Origin of the sequence: Dyella kyungheensis (genome assembly GCF_049913195.1) — a bacterium.
Classification (GTDB): Bacteria; Pseudomonadota; Gammaproteobacteria; order Xanthomonadales; family Rhodanobacteraceae; genus Dyella; species Dyella kyungheensis.
On sequence record NZ_CP183983.1, the window covers coordinates 1172804 to 1188704 of the forward strand.

17 protein-coding genes are annotated in these 15901 nt (G+C 64.6%); 8 read left to right on the forward strand and 9 right to left on the reverse strand.

All coding sequences use genetic code 11. The features are described 5' to 3' along the window. Positions 1–35: 35 nt before the first annotated feature. Positions 36–380, forward strand: a complete 345-nt coding sequence (locus ACN9MB_RS05025) for a YbjQ family protein (protein WP_204634994.1) — start codon at positions 36–38, stop codon at positions 378–380. Between the two features lie 23 nt (positions 381–403). On the opposite strand, the gene ACN9MB_RS05030 is transcribed toward ACN9MB_RS05025, so the two are convergent. Continuing rightward, positions 404–1234, reverse strand: coding sequence for a kinase (locus tag ACN9MB_RS05030; protein WP_204634995.1), 831 nt, complete (start codon positions 1232–1234; stop codon positions 404–406). A 42-nt stretch (positions 1235–1276) separates the two neighbouring features. Here ACN9MB_RS05030 and pdxH point away from each other — a divergent pair, with 42 nt between their 5' ends. Genes pdxH through ACN9MB_RS05045 form a run of 3 tightly spaced genes read left to right on the forward strand, consistent with a single transcriptional unit; the run spans position 1277 to position 3161 of the window. After that, positions 1277–1864 (forward strand): pyridoxamine 5'-phosphate oxidase, encoded by a 588-nt coding sequence (pdxH, locus tag ACN9MB_RS05035; RefSeq protein ID WP_204634996.1) that lies wholly within the window; start codon positions 1277–1279, stop codon positions 1862–1864. A 30-nt stretch (positions 1865–1894) separates the two neighbouring features. Then, entirely contained in the window at positions 1895–2332 is a 438-nt protein-coding gene (locus ACN9MB_RS05040; RefSeq protein ID WP_426270987.1) for a secondary thiamine-phosphate synthase enzyme YjbQ, read from the forward strand. A gap of 4 nt (positions 2333–2336) precedes the next feature. Continuing rightward, the gene (locus tag ACN9MB_RS05045) at positions 2337–3161 is read left to right on the forward strand and encodes a cobalamin-binding protein (protein WP_426270988.1); all 825 of its coding nucleotides are present in this window, start codon (positions 2337–2339) and stop codon (positions 3159–3161) included. A gap of 182 nt (positions 3162–3343) precedes the next feature. Here the strand turns inward: ACN9MB_RS05045 and ACN9MB_RS05050 are convergent, their stop codons facing one another. The 3 genes from ACN9MB_RS05050 to proC all read right to left on the reverse strand — a co-directional run bounded on the left by ACN9MB_RS05050 (position 3344) and on the right by proC (position 6907). Beyond that, on the reverse strand, positions 3344–5407 hold the full coding sequence (locus ACN9MB_RS05050) for a M13 family metallopeptidase (protein ID WP_426270989.1): 2064 nt from the start codon (positions 5405–5407) through the stop codon (positions 3344–3346). A 103-nt stretch (positions 5408–5510) separates the two neighbouring features. Continuing rightward, a complete protein-coding gene (locus ACN9MB_RS05055) occupies positions 5511–6086 on the reverse strand; it encodes a YggT family protein (protein WP_426270990.1) in 576 nt (191 codons plus the stop codon). Then, positions 6083–6907 carry a pyrroline-5-carboxylate reductase gene (proC, locus tag ACN9MB_RS05060; protein WP_426270991.1) on the reverse strand — a complete coding sequence of 275 codons (825 nt, stop codon included), beginning with the start codon at positions 6905–6907 and terminating at the stop codon, positions 6083–6085. The genes ACN9MB_RS05055 and proC overlap by 4 nt, the downstream gene beginning before the upstream one ends. A 304-nt stretch (positions 6908–7211) precedes the next feature. On the opposite strand from proC, the gene ACN9MB_RS05065 reads away from it, so the two are divergent. Together ACN9MB_RS05065 and ACN9MB_RS05070 are read left to right on the forward strand one after the other, a co-directional pair. Continuing rightward, on the forward strand, positions 7212–8252 hold the full coding sequence (locus ACN9MB_RS05065) for a type IV pilus twitching motility protein PilT (protein ID WP_204635002.1): 1041 nt from the start codon (positions 7212–7214) through the stop codon (positions 8250–8252). A 96-nt stretch (positions 8253–8348) separates the two neighbouring features. Beyond that, the gene (locus ACN9MB_RS05070; RefSeq protein WP_046970393.1) at positions 8349–9515 is read left to right on the forward strand and encodes a PilT/PilU family type 4a pilus ATPase; all 1167 of its coding nucleotides are present in this window, start codon (positions 8349–8351) and stop codon (positions 9513–9515) included. Positions 9516–9597: 82 nt separating this feature from the next. On the opposite strand, the gene ACN9MB_RS05075 is transcribed toward ACN9MB_RS05070, so the two are convergent. Then, positions 9598–9960, reverse strand: a complete 363-nt coding sequence (locus ACN9MB_RS05075; RefSeq protein WP_204635003.1) for a BON domain-containing protein — start codon at positions 9958–9960, stop codon at positions 9598–9600. 397 nt (positions 9961–10357) lie between these two features. Between ACN9MB_RS05075 and ACN9MB_RS05080 the strand changes: the two genes are divergently transcribed. After that, positions 10358–11158 carry a hypothetical protein gene (locus tag ACN9MB_RS05080; protein WP_426270992.1) on the forward strand — a complete coding sequence of 267 codons (801 nt, stop codon included), beginning with the start codon at positions 10358–10360 and terminating at the stop codon, positions 11156–11158. Between the two features lie 63 nt (positions 11159–11221). Further along, complete coding sequence (locus ACN9MB_RS05085; RefSeq protein WP_426270993.1) at positions 11222–11965, forward strand: MHYT domain-containing protein; 744 nt, start codon at positions 11222–11224, stop codon at positions 11963–11965. Positions 11966–12035: 70 nt separating this feature from the next. Here the strand turns inward: ACN9MB_RS05085 and ACN9MB_RS05090 are convergent, their stop codons facing one another. The 4 genes from ACN9MB_RS05090 to ACN9MB_RS05105 all read right to left on the reverse strand — a co-directional run bounded on the left by ACN9MB_RS05090 (position 12036) and on the right by ACN9MB_RS05105 (position 15864). Further along, positions 12036–13796 (reverse strand): hypothetical protein, encoded by a 1761-nt coding sequence (locus ACN9MB_RS05090; protein ID WP_426270994.1) that lies wholly within the window; start codon positions 13794–13796, stop codon positions 12036–12038. A 115-nt stretch (positions 13797–13911) separates the two neighbouring features. Beyond that, positions 13912–14838: an aspartate carbamoyltransferase catalytic subunit gene (locus tag ACN9MB_RS05095; RefSeq protein ID WP_426270995.1), complete on the reverse strand. Its 927-nt coding sequence runs from the start codon at positions 14836–14838 to the stop codon at positions 13912–13914. 19 nt (positions 14839–14857) lie between these two features. Then, the gene (ruvX, locus tag ACN9MB_RS05100) at positions 14858–15292 is read right to left on the reverse strand and encodes a Holliday junction resolvase RuvX (RefSeq protein ID WP_426270996.1); all 435 of its coding nucleotides are present in this window, start codon (positions 15290–15292) and stop codon (positions 14858–14860) included. Next, on the reverse strand, positions 15289–15864 hold the full coding sequence (locus ACN9MB_RS05105; protein WP_204635009.1) for a YqgE/AlgH family protein: 576 nt from the start codon (positions 15862–15864) through the stop codon (positions 15289–15291). Before ACN9MB_RS05105 ends, ruvX begins: the two co-directional genes overlap by 4 nt. Between the last annotated feature and the right edge of the window lie 37 nt (positions 15865–15901).

Here is a 15901-nt window from a genome sequence, read left to right on the forward strand (position 1 = left end):
CTACGTTCGCTTTGAACCCAGCCTGGAGAGAGCTCATGCCTGGCAATGTATCGCTCCACATGGTCACCACCGGCAACGATTTGCCGGGTCATCGCATCGTCCGCCCGATGGGCATCGTGCGCGGCCTTACCGTGCGTTCGCGCAGCGTGGTCGGCAATCTCGGTGCCGCGCTGCAGACGCTGGTGGGCGGCAACATCACGATCTACACGGAGCTGTGCGAGAAAGCGCGCGAAGAGGCGTTCGAGCTGATGCTGCGCCACGCCGCCGAGCGCGGCGCCAACGCCGTGATCGGCATGCGCTACGACGCCAACGACGTGGCCGAAGGCGTCACCGAGGTGCTGGCCTACGGCACGGCGGTGCTGGTCGAGCCGGCGGCCTGAAAGCCTTCGACAGGCGCTGACGATCAGCTGTGGTTGAGGGCGATGACGTGACGGTCATCGTCGTATTCCACCGAGGTGTCGGCCTGCTCGGCCAGCGTGGCCAGTGCGTGTCGGCTCAGTCGTTCGTAGTGGGCGAGAAAGCGCAGCATGGTGTCGGCATCCATCGCCAATGGCGCATGTCGCGCCAGCAGCTCTTCTTCCTGCTCGCTGCGCCACTTGCGCACGATTTCCCAGTTCGGTGCCTGTAGCACGATCAGTGCATCGAGCTTGCGCCAAAGCGGTTGGTAGGCGCGCAGCTGCTTGTTGACCCAGTGGCGCCAGACGCCTTCCGGGTCTTCGTCGCGTTCCAGCGAATTCACCGGTTGCAGCAGCGCGGCCTGCAACTGCGGTCGCAGACCCAGCGCCCAGCCTTCAAGGATGACCAGCTTGGGCGGCCGGACCACCTTGGGCCATTTCGACGGCGCCACGCGGGTGTCGCGGCCCTTGTCGAAGCGCGGGTAGCTCACCGGCAACTTGTCCGAGGCCTGCGGCAACGCGGCCAGCACCGACAGCAGCAACTCGATTTCATGCGTGCCCGGCACGCCGCGCGTACGCAGCAACGGGTGGATCTGGTGAGCAAGGACTTCACGTTCGCTTCGCGAATAATAGAAGTCGTCCAGCGACAACACCTCGGTCGGCCAGCCACGGGCTTCCGCCTGGGCCTTCATCTCGCGCGCCAGCGTGCTCTTGCCGCTGCCCTGGAGGCCTGACAGCCCAAGCACATAGGGGCGTCGGGCGCGGGCTATGCGGCCGGCGTACTGGTCGAGCAGGTGCCCGGCCAGGGTTGAATTCTGCGTGCTAGCATCTGGAGACATGCCAGCCATGATGGCGCGCGCGAGCCACGATTCAAGACCCCCATGCTGAAAACCGAAATTCTCGACACATTTGTGCAACTGCTGGACGAAGCCGTTGCGGCGGGGGAAGCCGAACCCACGTCCATGAACCTGGCCACCGTCGACGCGGCTGGCCGCGTAAGTTCGCGCATCGTGCTGCTCAAGGGCGCCGACGAGCGCGGCTTCCGTTTCTACACCAACTACGAGAGCGACAAGGGCGGCCAGCTCGAAGCGCATCCGCAAGTGGCGCTCTGCTTCCACTGGAAGCGACTGCGCAACGCGGTGCAAGTGCGCGTCGAAGGCGTGGCGCGCAAGCTGCAGCCGGAAGAGTCCGACGCTTATTTCGCCACCCGTGCGCGCGAGAGCCAGCTCGGTGCGTGGGCGTCGCTGCAGTCGCAGACGTTGCCCGACCGCGACACCTTCGAGCAGCGCTACGCGCGCTACGAGCACGAATTCGAAGGTCGCGAAGTGGCACGCCCCCCGCACTGGGGCGGTTACGTGGTGGAACCTGACATGGTGGAGTTCTGGTACGGCGCGGATTTCCGGCTGCACGAACGCGTGCGCTGGAGCCGCCACGGCCAGACCTGGACGAGCCGTCTGCTGTACCCGTAACTCAACGAGGCCATTCGGAGGCTTACCCGCATGCGTGCAGCGCCCGCTGATCATGTCGCCCAGAATGGCTTCGTCGTGCATACGCGTGGCCGCGGTTTCACCGAGATCACCGACAAGGTGGCCGACGTCATCAGCGCCAGCGGTGTGCACACCGGTATCGCCCATGTCTTCAGCCTGCATACCAGTTGCTCGCTGCTGATCAGCGAAAATGCCGATCCGGCCGTGCGCGACGATCTCGAACGCTGGTTTTCGCGCGCGGTTCCCGACGGCGACACGATCTTCCGCCACGACGAGGAAGGTCCGGACGACATGCCGTCACATGTGCGTGCCATTCTTACCGGCGTCAGCCTGGTGCTGCCCGTGCATGCGGGAAAGCCCCAGCTGGGCACGTGGCAAGGCATCTATCTATGGGAACACCGGCTCGATCCGCATCAGCGCAAGATCACGGTGACCGTGTTGGGACATTGAAAGCGTGAGCAAGATTCGCAGCAGCACCGACCACTATCCGCAGCGCATCGTCTGCCTTACCGAAGAACCCACCGAAGTGCTCTACGCACTGGGCGAGGAGCACCGCATCGTCGGCATCTCCGGCTTCACCGTGCGTCCGCCGCGGGCGCGCAAGGAAAAGCCCAAGGTATCGGCCTTCACCAGCGCAAAGATCGAAGAGATCCTCAAGCTCGAACCGGATTTCGTGGTCGGCTTCTCCGATATCCAGGCCGATATCGCGCGTGAGCTGATCAAGGCGGGCGTGGAGGTGTGGATCAGCAACCACCGCAGCGTGGACGGCATCCTCGCCTATATCCGTCGCCTGGGCGCGATGGTGGGCGCTGCCGAGAAAGCGGATGCGTACGCACGAAAAGCCGAGGAGCAGATCGAACGCACCCAGGCGCAGGCGGCCCAGTTCGCGCGGCGTCCGAAGGTGTACTTCGAGGAATGGGACGATCCGTTGATCACCGGCATCCGCTGGGTGGCGGAGCTGGTACGTATCGCCGGCGGCGAAGACGTGTTTCCGCAGATGTCGGGAGAGTCGCTGGCCAAGCACCGCATCCTCGCCGATCCGAACGAGGTGGTGCGTGCGGCGCCGGACATCATCCTGGGCTCATGGTGCGGCAAGCGGTTCCGACCTGAGCGGGTGGCGGCGCGCGAGGGCTGGGATGCGATTCCCGCGGTGCGTGATGGTGAGTTGTTCGAGATCAAGTCGCCGATCATCTTGCAGCCGGGGCCGGCAGCGTTGTTCGATGGGCTTGATGCGATACATGGGATTTTTGCGGAGTGGGACCGCAAGCACGGCCGCTGAAGTGATGCGTCGTCGGAAATCGCAAAACCCCTGTGGGAGCGCACCCTGTGCGCAACAAGCCTACGGAGCGATACACCGCGGCGTGGCTGTCGCGCACAGGGTGCGCTCCCACAAGTAAGGGGTGCGAGCACCCGCCCCTCACACCACCCCCTCTCCCCAGAGAGGAGAGGGAGCTAAAGCAATTACCAGATCTTCACCCGCTGATTCTCCGGCCGCCACATCGGCTGGCCCTGCTTCACATCGAACGCCTCATAAAAATCCGGCACATTCGACAGCGGTCCATTCACGCGCCACTTCGCCGGTGCGTGTACATCCGAGAGCAAGCCGGTGCGCAGCTGCTCTTCGCGCTCCTGCGACAACCAGCCCAGCGCATAACCGAGGAAGAAGCGCTGCATCGGCGTATAGCCGGCGATCTTCTCGCCCTTCTTGTATTGCTCGGTCTTCTTGAACGCATCGATGCCGATCATGATGCCGCCGAAGTCGGCGATGTTCTCGCCCAGGCTGGCCTCGCCGTTGATGTGGATGCCGGGCAGCGGCTCGTACGCATTGAACTGCTTGACCATCACGTCGGCACGCTGCTTGAAGCGGGCGGCGTCTTCCTTGGTCCACCAGTCGACCAGGTTGCCCTTGGCATCGTACTGGCGGCCTTCGTCGTCGAAGCCGTGGGTAATTTCATGGCCGATGGTGGAGGCGGCCACGTAGCCGTAGACCACCGCATCGTCGATCTGGTTGTCGGCAAAACCGGGAATCATGAACTGCGCCGCGGGCAGCACGATCTCGTTGTTGGAGGGATTGTAGTACGCGTTATACGTCTGCGGCGTCATCTCCCACTCGTTGCGGTCCACCGGCTTGCCGAACTTGGAGATCATGTCCTCGGTCTGCCAGCGCGTGGCATTCATCATGTTCTGCGCGTACGAGGTGCGACCGATGGTGAGCTTGGAATAGTCCTCCCACTTGTCCGGATAACCGACCTTCCTGGTCACGGCGGCCAGTTTTTCGCGCGCCTTTGCCTTGGTGGCCGGGCTCATCCAGTCGAGCTTGTCGATGCGTTCGCCATAAGCGGTACGGATCGCTTCCACCATCGCGTTGTAGCGCTGCTTGGACGCTTCGGAGAAGTAATCCTTGACGTAGATGCGGCCGAGGATCATGCCGATCGCGCGATTCTCGTAGCGCAGCGCGCGCTTCCAGCGCGGCTTCTGCTGCGCCTGGCCATTGAGCGTGCGCCCGTAGAAATCGAAGTGTTCGTTGTCGAAATCCGCGCTGAGAAAGCTGGCGTATTCATCGACCAGGTGCGCCCGCATGTAATCGCGCAGTACCGGTGCCGGCGTCTTGGCCAGCAAGGCCTGCAGTCCGCTGAAGAATTCGGGCTGGCCCACGATCACCGTGCTGGCCGACAGTTTCCAGCCCTGCAGGCGCGAATTCCAGGCGATGGCGGGCGTGTATTTTGCCGTGAGTTCCGTCGGCGCCATCTTGTTGTAGTTCTTCTGCGGATCGCGTAGATCCGCCAGCGGACGCGAGATTCTGGCCAGTGCGGTTTCCAGTGCCATCACCTGCTTGGCGCTGTTGGCCGCTTCCGCATCGCTCTTGCCGAGCATGTGGAAGACGCGCTGCAAATGCTCCACGTACGCGGCGCGGACCTTGGCGACACCCTTTTCCTTGTTGAAGTAGTAGTCGCGCTCCGGCAGGCCCAGGCCACCTTGCCACAGGTGCACGGCCATCGCGTCGCTCTGCTTTTCATCCTGCTGCACGGAGAAACTGAAGAACGGGCCGACGCCAAGCAACTGCAGCGCGAAGGCTTCGTCCAGCGCGGAGTTCACGTCGTGCACCGCGTCGATGCGCGCCAGTTCGCCATTCAATGGCGTGACGCCAAGCTTGTCGGCCAACGCCTGATCCATCGCCGTGGTCCAGAAATCGCCGATCCGCTGCTCGTCGCTGCCGGGCGCCGCGCTCTTGTTGGCGGCGGCGTCCTCGCTGATCTTGCGCAGCTTGGCGTACAGCTCGTCCTGTACCACCTGGCCGATGCCCCACTGCGATTCCTCGGGCGGAATCGGATGGCTCTTCAGCCACGCACCGTTGGCGAACTCGAAGAAATCGTCGCCAGGTTTCACCGAGGTATCGATGTGATCGGCGACCACGTCGGGCTTGGTGGCGGGAGTGGCGGTGCCGGCATAAACGCCGCCGACGGAGGCCGCGGCAAGCGCCATCACGAGCAGGCGGCGGGGCAGGGCAGGCAAGGTCGCTTTCATGCGAAGCATTCTCCAGAAGAGAGGTTGGACATGACGATGGACCGCACAGGGCGCAGCGGCCGGCGATGGGGCCGGCACGGCGCGTCGTGAGCGTGGAAGAAGTTCAGACGCCGAGCGCCAGCCTAGCGCCGAGATCGGCCAGCGGCGACACCAGCAGGATGCGCGCGAGGATCAGCGCGATCATCACCACCCACGGCGCGAAATCCAGGCCGCCCGCGGTGAGCTTGCCGCGCAACGGACGCAGCAGCGGTGCCACCAGGCTGCCGGCCAGGCGGTAGACCGGGTGATAGGTCTCGACCTGGAACAGGCTCATCAGCGACCAGATGAAGATCAGCACCACGTAGAACATGGCGATGAAATCCAGCATGTCCGCGATGGACAGCACGATCAGCCCCAGCACGTGCGGGAACAGGCCCAGCAACGCAAACAGCACGATGCGCTTGATCAGCATCAGCAGCCAGACGATCAGCAGGGCAGCGATATTGATGCGGCGCCAGTTCGGCAGCAGGCGGCGGATCGGCGCCAGTACCGGGTTGGTGGTGCGATAGACGAACTGGCTGAGCGGGTTGTTGAAGTCCACCCGGCTGGCTTCGGCCAGCAGGCGCAGTACGAACAAGGCGGCCGCGGCACCAAAGGCCAGTTCGACGATGAAAGAGAGGGCGTTGAGGAGATAGCTCACGATTGATGATCCAGGGCAGCGGCCAATTCGCCGGCCCGGCGCGAAGCGGCGGCCACGGCGCGGGTAACGATCTGGGCGAGGTGATCGGCGGCAAGGCTTTCCAGGGCGGCCTGCGTGGTGCCGTTGGGCGAGGTCACGCGCTGGCGCAGCACGCCGGGATCTTCACCGCTTTCGACCAGCATGCGGCCGGCGCCGAGGCAGGTCTGTGCGGCGAGGGCACGCGCCGTTTCACGCGACATGCCCTGGGCGAACGCGGCATCTTCCAGCGCCTCCACCATGGCGAAGAAATAGGCCGGGCCGGAGCCGGAAAGGCCGGTCACCGTATCGATCAACGCTTCGTCCTCGACCCAACGGGTGATACCCACCGCATCCATGATGTGCTGCGCCTTGGCGCGCTGTTCCGGGCTGACGCGGCGATTGGCGAACAGTCCCGTGGCACCCGCACCGATCAGGGCCGGCGTATTGGGCATGCAACGTACGATGGCCAGCGCATGCCCGAACCAGCGCTCGAGCTGGTCGATGCGCACACCGGCGGCAATCGAGATCAGCAGGGGCCGCTGGCGCACCAGCATGTCCTGCAGCTCGGCATGGATGGCCGGCATGATCTGCGGCTTCACCGCCAGCACCAGCACGTCGGCCTCCGCCGCGGCGAGGCGGTTCTCGGCATAGCTGGCGATGCCGAAGTCGCGTCCCAGTTCCTGGCGCGCCTCGGCCCGCGGTTCGGCCACGGTGATCGACGAGGCGGCCACGCCGGTCTTGAGCAAGCCGCCGATCAGGCTGCGTGCCATGTTGCCGCCGCCGATGAAAGCGATACGTGTCATGCAGGGTCCTCGCTGATGGCCACGTACCTTACCGGAGGCCGGGCCTGCCCGTCCTGTGGCGAAAGTGCCTTCCTGCCAGCCTTCGGCAGTGCAACTTCCAACCTGGTCCGCAGTTTGCGGCTTACGGCCAAAGGAAAGACTGGTGGCCCGGCCCGCACGGCTAGTAGTATCGGGCCGCAGCTTGGGAACGGGGAATGGACCTGTCGGACGGCTTGGCGCCAGCGCGCCGCATCGTCGCGTCCGGGGGAACCGCCTTCCGCCCCGGGGCCTGCCATCCAGATGATCGGGTTCAAGGGGAAACCAGATGGATATCGCCGAACTGCTTGCCTTCTCGGTGAAGAACAAGGCCTCGGACTTGCACTTGTCCGCTGGCCTGCCGCCGATGATCCGCGTGGACGGCGACGTTCGCCGCATCAATATTCCCGCGCTCGAGCACAAGCAGGTCCACTCGCTGATCTACGACATCATGTCGGACAAGCAGCGCCGCGACTACGAAGAATTCCTCGAGGTCGACTTCTCGTTCGAGATTCCCGGCCTGGCGCGATTCCGCGTCAACGCGTTCAACCAGAACCGCGGCGCGGGTGCGGTGTTCCGTACCATTCCGTCCGAAGTGCTCACGCTGGAAGACCTGGCTGCGCCGGCCGTGTTCCGCGAACTGATCGAGCAGCCGCAGGGCCTGATCCTGGTGACCGGTCCCACCGGTTCGGGCAAGTCCACCACGCTGGCGGCGATGGTCGACCACATCAACAAGAACGAATACGGCCACATCCTCACCATCGAGGATCCGATCGAATTCGTGCACACCTCGCAGAAGTGCCTGATCAACCAGCGCGAAGTCCATCGCGACACGCATGGCTTCAACGAGGCGCTGCGTTCGGCGCTGCGCGAAGATCCCGACTATGTGCTGGTCGGCGAGTTGCGCGACCTGGAAACCATCCGCCTGGCGCTGACCGCGGCGGAAACCGGCCACCTGGTGTTCGGCACGCTGCACACCAGTTCGGCCGCCAAGACCATCGACCGCATCATCGACGTGTTCCCCGCCGGCGAAAAGCCGATGGTGCGCTCGATGCTGTCCGAGTCGCTGCGCGCGGTGATTTCGCAGTCGCTGCTGAAGAAGGTGGGCGGCGGACGTATCGCGGCGCACGAGATCATGGTCGGCATCCCCGCGATCCGCAACCTGATCCGCGAGGACAAGGTGGCGCAGATGTACTCGTCCATCCAGACCGGCCAGCAGCACGGCATGCAGACGCTCGACCAGAACCTGCAGGACCTGGTGAAGCGCGGTCTGGTGACGCGCCAGCAGGCGATGGGCTACGCGCGCAACAAAGACATTTTCAAGGGGTAAATGGTAAAGGGTGAATGGTAAAGGCTAAGAACGAACTTGCCGTCCTGCTTTCTCCATTCACTATTTACTGTTCACCACTAACCGCCCGGAGGGCTTATGAGCGACTTCGATTTCACCTCCTTCCTCAAGTTGATGGTGCACAAGAAGGCCTCCGACCTGTTCATCACGGCCGGCGTGCCGCCGTCGATGAAGGTGCAGGGACGCGTCGTGCCGATCACCCAGAGCCCGCTGTCCGCGCAGCAGTCGCGCGACATGGTGCTGAACGTGATGACGCCCTCGCAGCGCGAAGAGTTCGAAAAGACCCACGAATGCCAGTTCGCCATCTCGGCGCAGGGCGTGGGCCGTTTCCGCGTGTCGTGCTTCTACCAGCGCAACTGCGTGGGCATGGTGCTGCGTCGCATCGAGTCGAAGATCCCGACAATCGAGGAACTCAGCCTGCCGCCGGTGATCAAGCAGCTGGCGATGACCAAGCGCGGCATCATCATCTTCGTGGGCGGTACCGGTACCGGTAAGTCCACCTCGCTGGCTTCGATGATCGGCTACCGCAACGCCAATTCGACCGGCCACATCATCACCATCGAAGACCCGATCGAATACGTGCACAAGCACGAGGGCTGCATCATCACGCAGCGCGAGCTGGGCATCGATACCGACAGCTGGGACAACGCGCTGAAGAACACGCTGCGCCAGGCGCCCGACGTCATCATGATCGGCGAAGTGCGTACGCGTGAAACGATGGAACACGCGATCAACTTCTCCGAAACCGGTCACCTGTGCCTGTGCACGCTGCATGCGAACAACGCCAACCAGGCGATGGACCGCATCCTGCACTTCTTCCCGGAAGACCGCCGCTCGCAGCTGTTCATGGACTTGTCGCTGAACCTCAAGGGGGTGGTGGCGCAACAGCTGATCCCCACCCCCGACGGCAAGGCGCGTCGCGTGGCGGTGGAAGTGCTGCTGGGTACGCCGCTGGTGCAGGATTACATCCGCCAGGGCGAGATCCACAAGCTCAAGGAAGTGATGAAGGAATCGACCAATCTCGGTATGAAGACCTTCGACCAGAGCTTGGTCGAGCTCTATCACGCTGGCGAGATTTCCTACGAGGATGCCCTGCGCCACGCGGACAGCTCCAACGAAGTGCGCCTGCGCATCAAGCTTGCCCAGGGCGGCGATGCACACACCTTGTCGCAGGGCCTGGACGGGGTGGAGCTGGAGGAAACCAAGGACTCGCAGAACTTCGGCGGCGGCCTGCTGCACCGCTGATCGCGGGTCCCATCGAGCAAAAAGGAAGGAGCCCCGCGAGGGCTCCTTCGTCGTTTCAGCGGCCGCATCGCGGCGCGCGTGCTTACTTCGCCGTGTCGGCGACGGTCAGGCCGCTCGCATCGACGCTCTTGACGCCCTTCACCTTCTTGGCGACGGCCTCGACCTTGGTCTTCTCCGCCGCGCTGGCGGTCGTACCGGTGAGCGTGACGACGCCGTCCATGGTGGTCACCGAGATATCGCTGCTCTTCACGTTCTTGGTGGTCGCCAGCTCCGACTTCACCTTGGTGGTGATCCACGTATCGGCAGTCTTGTCCGGAACCGTCTGGTTGTCCGACGACTTCTGCATGGCGTCCTGGGCGGCAACCTGCGCGATAGGCATGGCCGAGAAGGCAACCACCAGACCAGCGGCGATCAGCGACTTGCGAAACAGGTTGTTCGTGCGCATGGGGAATCTCCTGTGATGGGAAAGCGCTGTCCATGAGACAGACGGTCGCCGCGTGCTGCGGCATCCGTGGAGCTATCCAAACAGTTTCGAGATGAATCGGAGATGGCTCGCAAATAAATCCGTTCAGCACGCAATTACGCATGCCAAAACGGTGTTAGGAACGCGTTGAAACTGCGCTCATGCAGCGAAGGCCGGGGCCATGGCGATGATCATCGCGATGAATCGGGTGGGGAGCATGCGCGTTAGCTTTCTGTGTGCTGACGCCATTGATGTGAAGGTTTGATGAGTCTGTGAACTGCGTCTTGAAATGGAATATGTGCCTTTGTGAAACGGACGGCTATACGGCAGATTTGCGAGGCGTAGCACATTCCGTGCTGGCTTGATTTCGGGGGGAATCATGGCCGAGTTGGAAGTTCGGGTGGTTTCCGAGCGTAGGGAAGGACTCCTGGTGGAGTTGGGTCGCGTGGTGACGGAGTACGGGCACGTACTCGTGCGCCAGCGATTGGTTCCGGATGCGCAAGGCGCGTGTCTCACGCTGCTTCTGCGCGGACCGGACGAGCGGCAACTGGCGCTGCAAGAAGCGCTGGGCACGCATCCCCGGGTGCTCAGTTTCGAATCCTCGCGGCCCGCATTCGCCGAGGGCGTTGCTGCGGGGACGGCCAGCGCCCCGATGGCCCCGGTGGCGCCGCTGATCGAAGCCGCTCGGCCCGCGCCTCCGCCGTTGCCCGCGCAGGACGCCGCACCGCTTGCCGTGGGCGCCGATGTGGCGCGCGTCGAGCGGATGCTGCCGAATCTGGCCAAGGACTATCCGCGTATTTTTCCCTGGTTGATCAATCTCGAATACGCCGTGGCCGATGAAGCGCGCGATGCCTCGCTTTATCTCGCGGGCCGGCGCACGGGCGCCTGGGTCTACAAGCGCGACTTCGCGCTCGGCGCCAAGCTGGGGATGACCGACGCGCTGCGACGCATCGCCGTACCGGCATTGCGCGGGCTGGTGACGGTCGAGCAGCACGATCATCAGTTGCATCTGCGCGGCTGTCCGCTTTGTCAGCCCGGTGGTGCCTCAGGCGGGCGGTTCTTTTGCGGTTTTATCGAGGGTCTGCTGGCCGATTCGGTGGAAACGCCAACGGTGTTCGTACGCGAAACCAGCTGCCATAGCAGCGGCGCTGCCATGTGCGTGTTCGACATATCCCATTGATGGCCGCGGGGAGCAGTGCGGCAAACATCGCTGGGCGTCCGTAACCAACGAAGGGGAAGCTTCATGCAAGACATGCATCAGCATTACAACGGGGTGCTGGTCGGGTTGTCCTATGCGGTATCCGTATTGGGATCGTTTACCGCGCTGCAGTTTGCGTTGGGCATTCCGCTCGCGCAGAACGCGCGCCAGCGCTGGGGCGCGATCCTCGCCGCGGGCACCGCGATGGGCGGCGGCGCGATCTGGGCCATGCATTTCATCGCCATGCTCGCCTGCAACATGGGCACGCAGGTGACCTTCGACATGTGGTTGACCACGGTGTCGGCGCTGATTGCCATCGTCGCCTGTTCGCTGGGCCTGGCGATCGTGGGCAGCGGCAGGTTCCGCTTCATCAACCTGCTGTTCGCGGGCGTGCTGATGGGGCTGGGCGTCGCCGGCATGCACTACCTGGGCATGGCCGCGATGCTGACCTCGGCGCTGGTGTCCTATGACGGCAGCCTGGTGGCGTTGTCGGTGGGCATTGCCATCGTGGCATCCATGGCCGCGCTGTGGCTGGCCTTCAACCTGCGCGGAAAACTGCAGATGCTGGGCAGTGCGCTGGTGATGGGCGTGGCGGTATGCGGCATGCACTACACCGGCATGTCGGCGATGGAACTGACCCAGGGCGAGACCTTGCCCGCCGGTTTCGAGCAAGGCATGCACGGCGACCATCTCGGCCTGGTGATCTTCGTGGTGGTGGTGCTGCTGCTGGCGCTCGCGCTGGGGCTGAGCTTCGTGCGGCAGCAGCGCCGGGCTGCGCTGTCGATCTAGTCGGCACGACTTGCGGAAAAAAACGGGGCGCCTTGGCGCCCCGTTTTCGTTTCCACGCAGGATGGAAGATTTACTTCAGTTCGGTCTGGCTGGTGATCACCAGGCCGGCGCTTTCCATGTGCATCTCGCCGTTGAGCGACTTGATGCGTGCGGCCTGCGCTTCCATCGATTCGAACTGGGCCTTGGAGCGGGCTGCCGTGGCTTTGGCTGCAGCCTGGGCTTCCGGGTCGTCGGCCGAGCCGGCGGTAAGCTCAGCGATGTGCTCGGCCTTGTCCGCCATGGCCTTCACCCAGGCCTGGTACATCTCGCCGCTCAGGCTGAGGCGACCCATGCGACCGGCGTCGCCGCCAGCCGCATTGAGCAGTTCACCCAGCTTCACGTCCTCGCCCTGGCCGACGGCCAGGGCCAGCGCCTTCGGACCCATCGCGGCCCACACCGGCGCACCCAGCGGTGCGGTCAGTTCGGGCGGCAGCGGTGCCGGTTTGCCGTCCGGCGTCAGCTTCAGCTGCTGCAGGCCCGAGGCGGCCATCTGCGCCATGGCGAGCAGGCCCGCCGGGTTGGAGGTGCCGATCAGGATGCGGCCGCTGAACTTCGGCATGGCGTTGTTGCCGCCGGGCTCGAAGCTGTCCAGCGCCACGCGCAGGCCGAGCAGGTCGCCGACCGGCGGCACGGCCGCCTGCTGCGTCATCAGGCCGATCTTGGCGAAGCCTTCGTTGAGGTCGGTAAGCGACGGGCAGGTAAAGGGCTTGGCGGCTACCGCTTCGGCCTGGGCGCCCCAGAAGGTGCGCAGCTGGGCGATCGGCACGGCGATGCTGACGTCGAACGGCGCGGTGCCCGCGGCACCCAGGCCCGGCAGTTCCACCTTCATGCCGCTGAAGGCCTTGGTGACGTCGTCGGCCAGCGCCACATCCCAGCGGATGTTCTGGTGCTTCTCGTCGAGCTTGGTGTAGCCGAAGCTCATTGACGGAACGCGCGAGGCGATGCGCGTGGCCTCGCTTTCGCAAGCCGGCGACACCTTCAGCTGATTGGACACCGGCTCGCCGGTCTTGGCCGACTCGGCTTCGGCGTGGGCCTTGAGCAGTACATTGAACAGCGGATCCTTGCCGCTCGCTGCCAGCGGCAGCAGGCGGGCGAAATCGACCTGGCCGATCGCCCACGGCTGGTAATCCTTCGCCTTGGCGAGCTTTTCCAGGCGACCGTCGTCCTGCAGGTTCTTCTCCGGACGATCCAGGCCGAAGGCGAGGCGCAGCGTGGCCTCCGGTGCGTCGGCGGGCAGGATGGCGGCGACCGCCTGCTTGCCCACTTCGGCCATCACGATCTGCAGGCCGCCGTCGGTGGTGACGTGCTTGCGGTAGTTCTGGCCACCCACGGTGGCGGTATCGAACGGCTTGCCGTAGGCCGCTTCCAGGCGGCCGACGAAGGCGTCGAAGGCCTTCGGATCGACCAGCTCGAAGCGCGCCACCGGCGCCAGGCCCAGGCCGTAGACGGCCGAGCGGCCCTTGATGTTGAGGCCGGCATTCTGCGCGAACGTCTCGATGGTCTTGCCATCCAGCTCGGCGATCAGGGCCTTCAACAGGCGCGACAGATCCGGATCCTTTTCCGCCATCTCGTCGGCAGCGGAGCGCAGCTGGACCAGTTCCGACGGCAGCTGGGCGTTGGCCTGGGCCAGCAGCGCCTTGCGGGTGTCGTCGTCCAGCACGTCGAGGTTGGCCACCACGTACGGCGTATCGGCCGGTACGAAGGCGAGGGGAGCGTCCTTGTCCTTGTGATGGCATGCAGCCAGCAGGACACCGGCGAGGCCCAGCGCGGCAATGCGCGTCGTCGATCGCATGTCTAATCCCTTGAGTGAGGTGGTGTTGCGCCGCGCATTATGCCTGTATTCGCAGCATTCCGCGGTGAGCCACTGCCTTATCAGGCTGTGGCCGAAAGCCTTAGGTGGCAAGCTTTTAGCGGCCCAGAACCTCAGCCAGCACGGCCATCCGCACGAACACGCCGTTGCCGACCTGCTCCAGGATCCGCGACTGCGGGCCGTCGGCCACCTCGGGGGCGATTTCGATGCCGCGGTTGAGCGGTCCCGGATGCATCACCAGGGCCGCCTTGGCGGCGCGGGCGAGGCGGCGGTTGTCCAGGCCGTAGCGCTGGAAGTAGGCCGCTTCGTCGGGAAGATCGGTCACTGCCATGCGCTCTTTCTGCAGGCGCAGCATGATCACCACGTCGGCGCCTTCGACGGCGGCGTCAAAGTCGTCGGTGATCACGCAGCCCGGGAATTCCGATTCCTGCGGCATCAGCGCCTTGGGCGAGCACAGGCGGATTTCCTTCACGCCCATCGCCTTGAGCGCGTGCACGTCCGAACGCGCCACGCGCGAATGCTTCACGTCGCCGCAGATCACCACGGTGAGCTGTTTGAAATCCGGCCGATGCTGGCGGATGGTCAGTACGTCGAGCAGGCCCTGGGTCGGGTGCGCGCGATTGCCATCGCCGGCGTTGATCACCGAGACCCCGCTCATGGCATGGCGCACCAGTTCTTCGGGCGTGCCCGAGATCTTGTGGCGCACCACGATGGCGTCCAGATGCATCGCCTCCAGCGTGTGCAGGGTGTCGAACAGTGCCTCGCCCTTGCTGGTGGAGGAGAAGCCGATGTCGAAGTTGATCACGTCGGCACTGAGCCGGCGCGCGGCCAGTTCGAACGAGGTGCGCGTGCGCGTGGACGGCTCGAAGAACAGGTTGAGGATGGTGCGCCCCGAGAGCAGCTCCAGTTTGCGCGTGCCATGCGCGCAACCCTCACGCATCGACTCGGCACGATCGAGCAGGCGCTCGATGGTCTCGCGGGGCAGGTGTTCCAGGGTGGTGAGGTGGCGCAGGCGAGGGCTCATGGCGGGCGGAAGTCCGTGCTTAGGGTCCGGTGGTATCGGCTGAGGCCAGCCAGCGTTCGAGAATGACCGCGGCGGCTTCGGCATCGATCGTGGCTGCATCGCGCTTTTTCTTCAGGCCGGCCGCGCGCGCACTGGCGAAGCGTTGCGCGGCTTCCTGCGAACTGTAGCGCTCATCGGTGAGCTGCACGGGCAGGTTGTAGCGCTGGCCGAGCTTGTCGGCGAAGCGGCGGGCCCCTTTGCTGGCCGGCTGCTCTTCGCCGTCGAGCGTGAGCGGCAGGCCGACCACCAGGGTCTCGGGCAGCCATTCCTTGCGCAGCGCGTCGAGCGTCGACCAGTCGGGATCGCCATCGCGCACCGCAATGGCGGCAAGTCCGCGTGCGCTTCCGGTAAACCGATTGCCGACGGCCACGCCGATCAGGCGACTGCCGTAGTCGAACCCGAACACACAGCTCATGCGTGCCCTGCGTAACCTGGCAACTGCAGCGGGTCGACCCCGACCAGGCCCGCGGCGGCGCTCCAGCGCTCTTCCAGCGGGGTATGGAAGACGACGCGCTCGCTCGCTTCGACGGTCAGCCAGGTGTTGTCCTTCAGTTCCTGCTCCAGCTGACCGGCACTCCAGCCGGCATATCCCAGAGCCATCATGGCCAGGCGCGGGCCTTCGCCATGCGCCATGGCAACCAGGATGTCGCGCGAGGTCGTCACCGACCATTCGTTGTTGATGCGGTAGCTCGACTCCCAATGCCCCGGCTCGCGATGGAGCACGAAACCGCGTTCCTGCTGCACCGGGCCGCCGATCAGCACGGGCGCATCGGCAAGCTCCAGGTCATTGCACTCCAGCTTCATCTGCGTGAGCACATCACCCAGGCGGTATTCGGAGAGCTGGTTCACCAGCAGACCGACCGCACCGTCTTCGTCGTGCTGGCAGATGAAAGCGACGCCGCGCGAAAACGGCGGCTCGGCCAGGCTGGGCATGGCGATCAGGAACTGACCGGCGAGAGACTGCGGGCTGGAGAGGGAGGAAGCCATGGCCGCATTGTATGCCCTGAACGCGCCGGCCGCCCAC

Excerpts from the sequence above, each read along its gene's own strand:
- ACN9MB_RS05025 (WP_204634994.1), top strand. The coding sequence starts at position 36 with ATGCCTGGCAATGTATCGCTCCACATGGTCACCACCGGCAACGATTTG.
- ACN9MB_RS05030 (WP_204634995.1), bottom strand. The coding sequence starts at position 1,234 with ATGTCTCCAGATGCTAGCACGCAGAATTCAACCCTGGCCGGGCACCTG.
- pdxH (WP_204634996.1), top strand. The coding sequence starts at position 1,277 with ATGCTGAAAACCGAAATTCTCGACACATTTGTGCAACTGCTGGACGAA.
- ACN9MB_RS05040 (WP_426270987.1), top strand. The coding sequence starts at position 1,895 with ATGCGTGCAGCGCCCGCTGATCATGTCGCCCAGAATGGCTTCGTCGTG.
- ACN9MB_RS05050 (WP_426270989.1), bottom strand. The coding sequence starts at position 5,407 with ATGAAAGCGACCTTGCCTGCCCTGCCCCGCCGCCTGCTCGTGATGGCG.
- proC (WP_426270991.1), bottom strand. The coding sequence starts at position 6,907 with ATGACACGTATCGCTTTCATCGGCGGCGGCAACATGGCACGCAGCCTG.
- ACN9MB_RS05065 (WP_204635002.1), top strand. The coding sequence starts at position 7,212 with ATGGATATCGCCGAACTGCTTGCCTTCTCGGTGAAGAACAAGGCCTCG.
- ACN9MB_RS05070 (WP_046970393.1), top strand. The coding sequence starts at position 8,349 with ATGAGCGACTTCGATTTCACCTCCTTCCTCAAGTTGATGGTGCACAAG.
- ACN9MB_RS05075 (WP_204635003.1), bottom strand. The coding sequence starts at position 9,960 with ATGCGCACGAACAACCTGTTTCGCAAGTCGCTGATCGCCGCTGGTCTG.
- ACN9MB_RS05080 (WP_426270992.1), top strand. The coding sequence starts at position 10,358 with ATGGCCGAGTTGGAAGTTCGGGTGGTTTCCGAGCGTAGGGAAGGACTC.
- ACN9MB_RS05085 (WP_426270993.1), top strand. The coding sequence starts at position 11,222 with ATGCAAGACATGCATCAGCATTACAACGGGGTGCTGGTCGGGTTGTCC.
- ACN9MB_RS05090 (WP_426270994.1), bottom strand. The coding sequence starts at position 13,796 with ATGCGATCGACGACGCGCATTGCCGCGCTGGGCCTCGCCGGTGTCCTG.
- ACN9MB_RS05095 (WP_426270995.1), bottom strand. The coding sequence starts at position 14,838 with ATGAGCCCTCGCCTGCGCCACCTCACCACCCTGGAACACCTGCCCCGC.
- ruvX (WP_426270996.1), bottom strand. The coding sequence starts at position 15,292 with ATGAGCTGTGTGTTCGGGTTCGACTACGGCAGTCGCCTGATCGGCGTG.
- ACN9MB_RS05105 (WP_204635009.1), bottom strand. The coding sequence starts at position 15,864 with ATGGCTTCCTCCCTCTCCAGCCCGCAGTCTCTCGCCGGTCAGTTCCTG.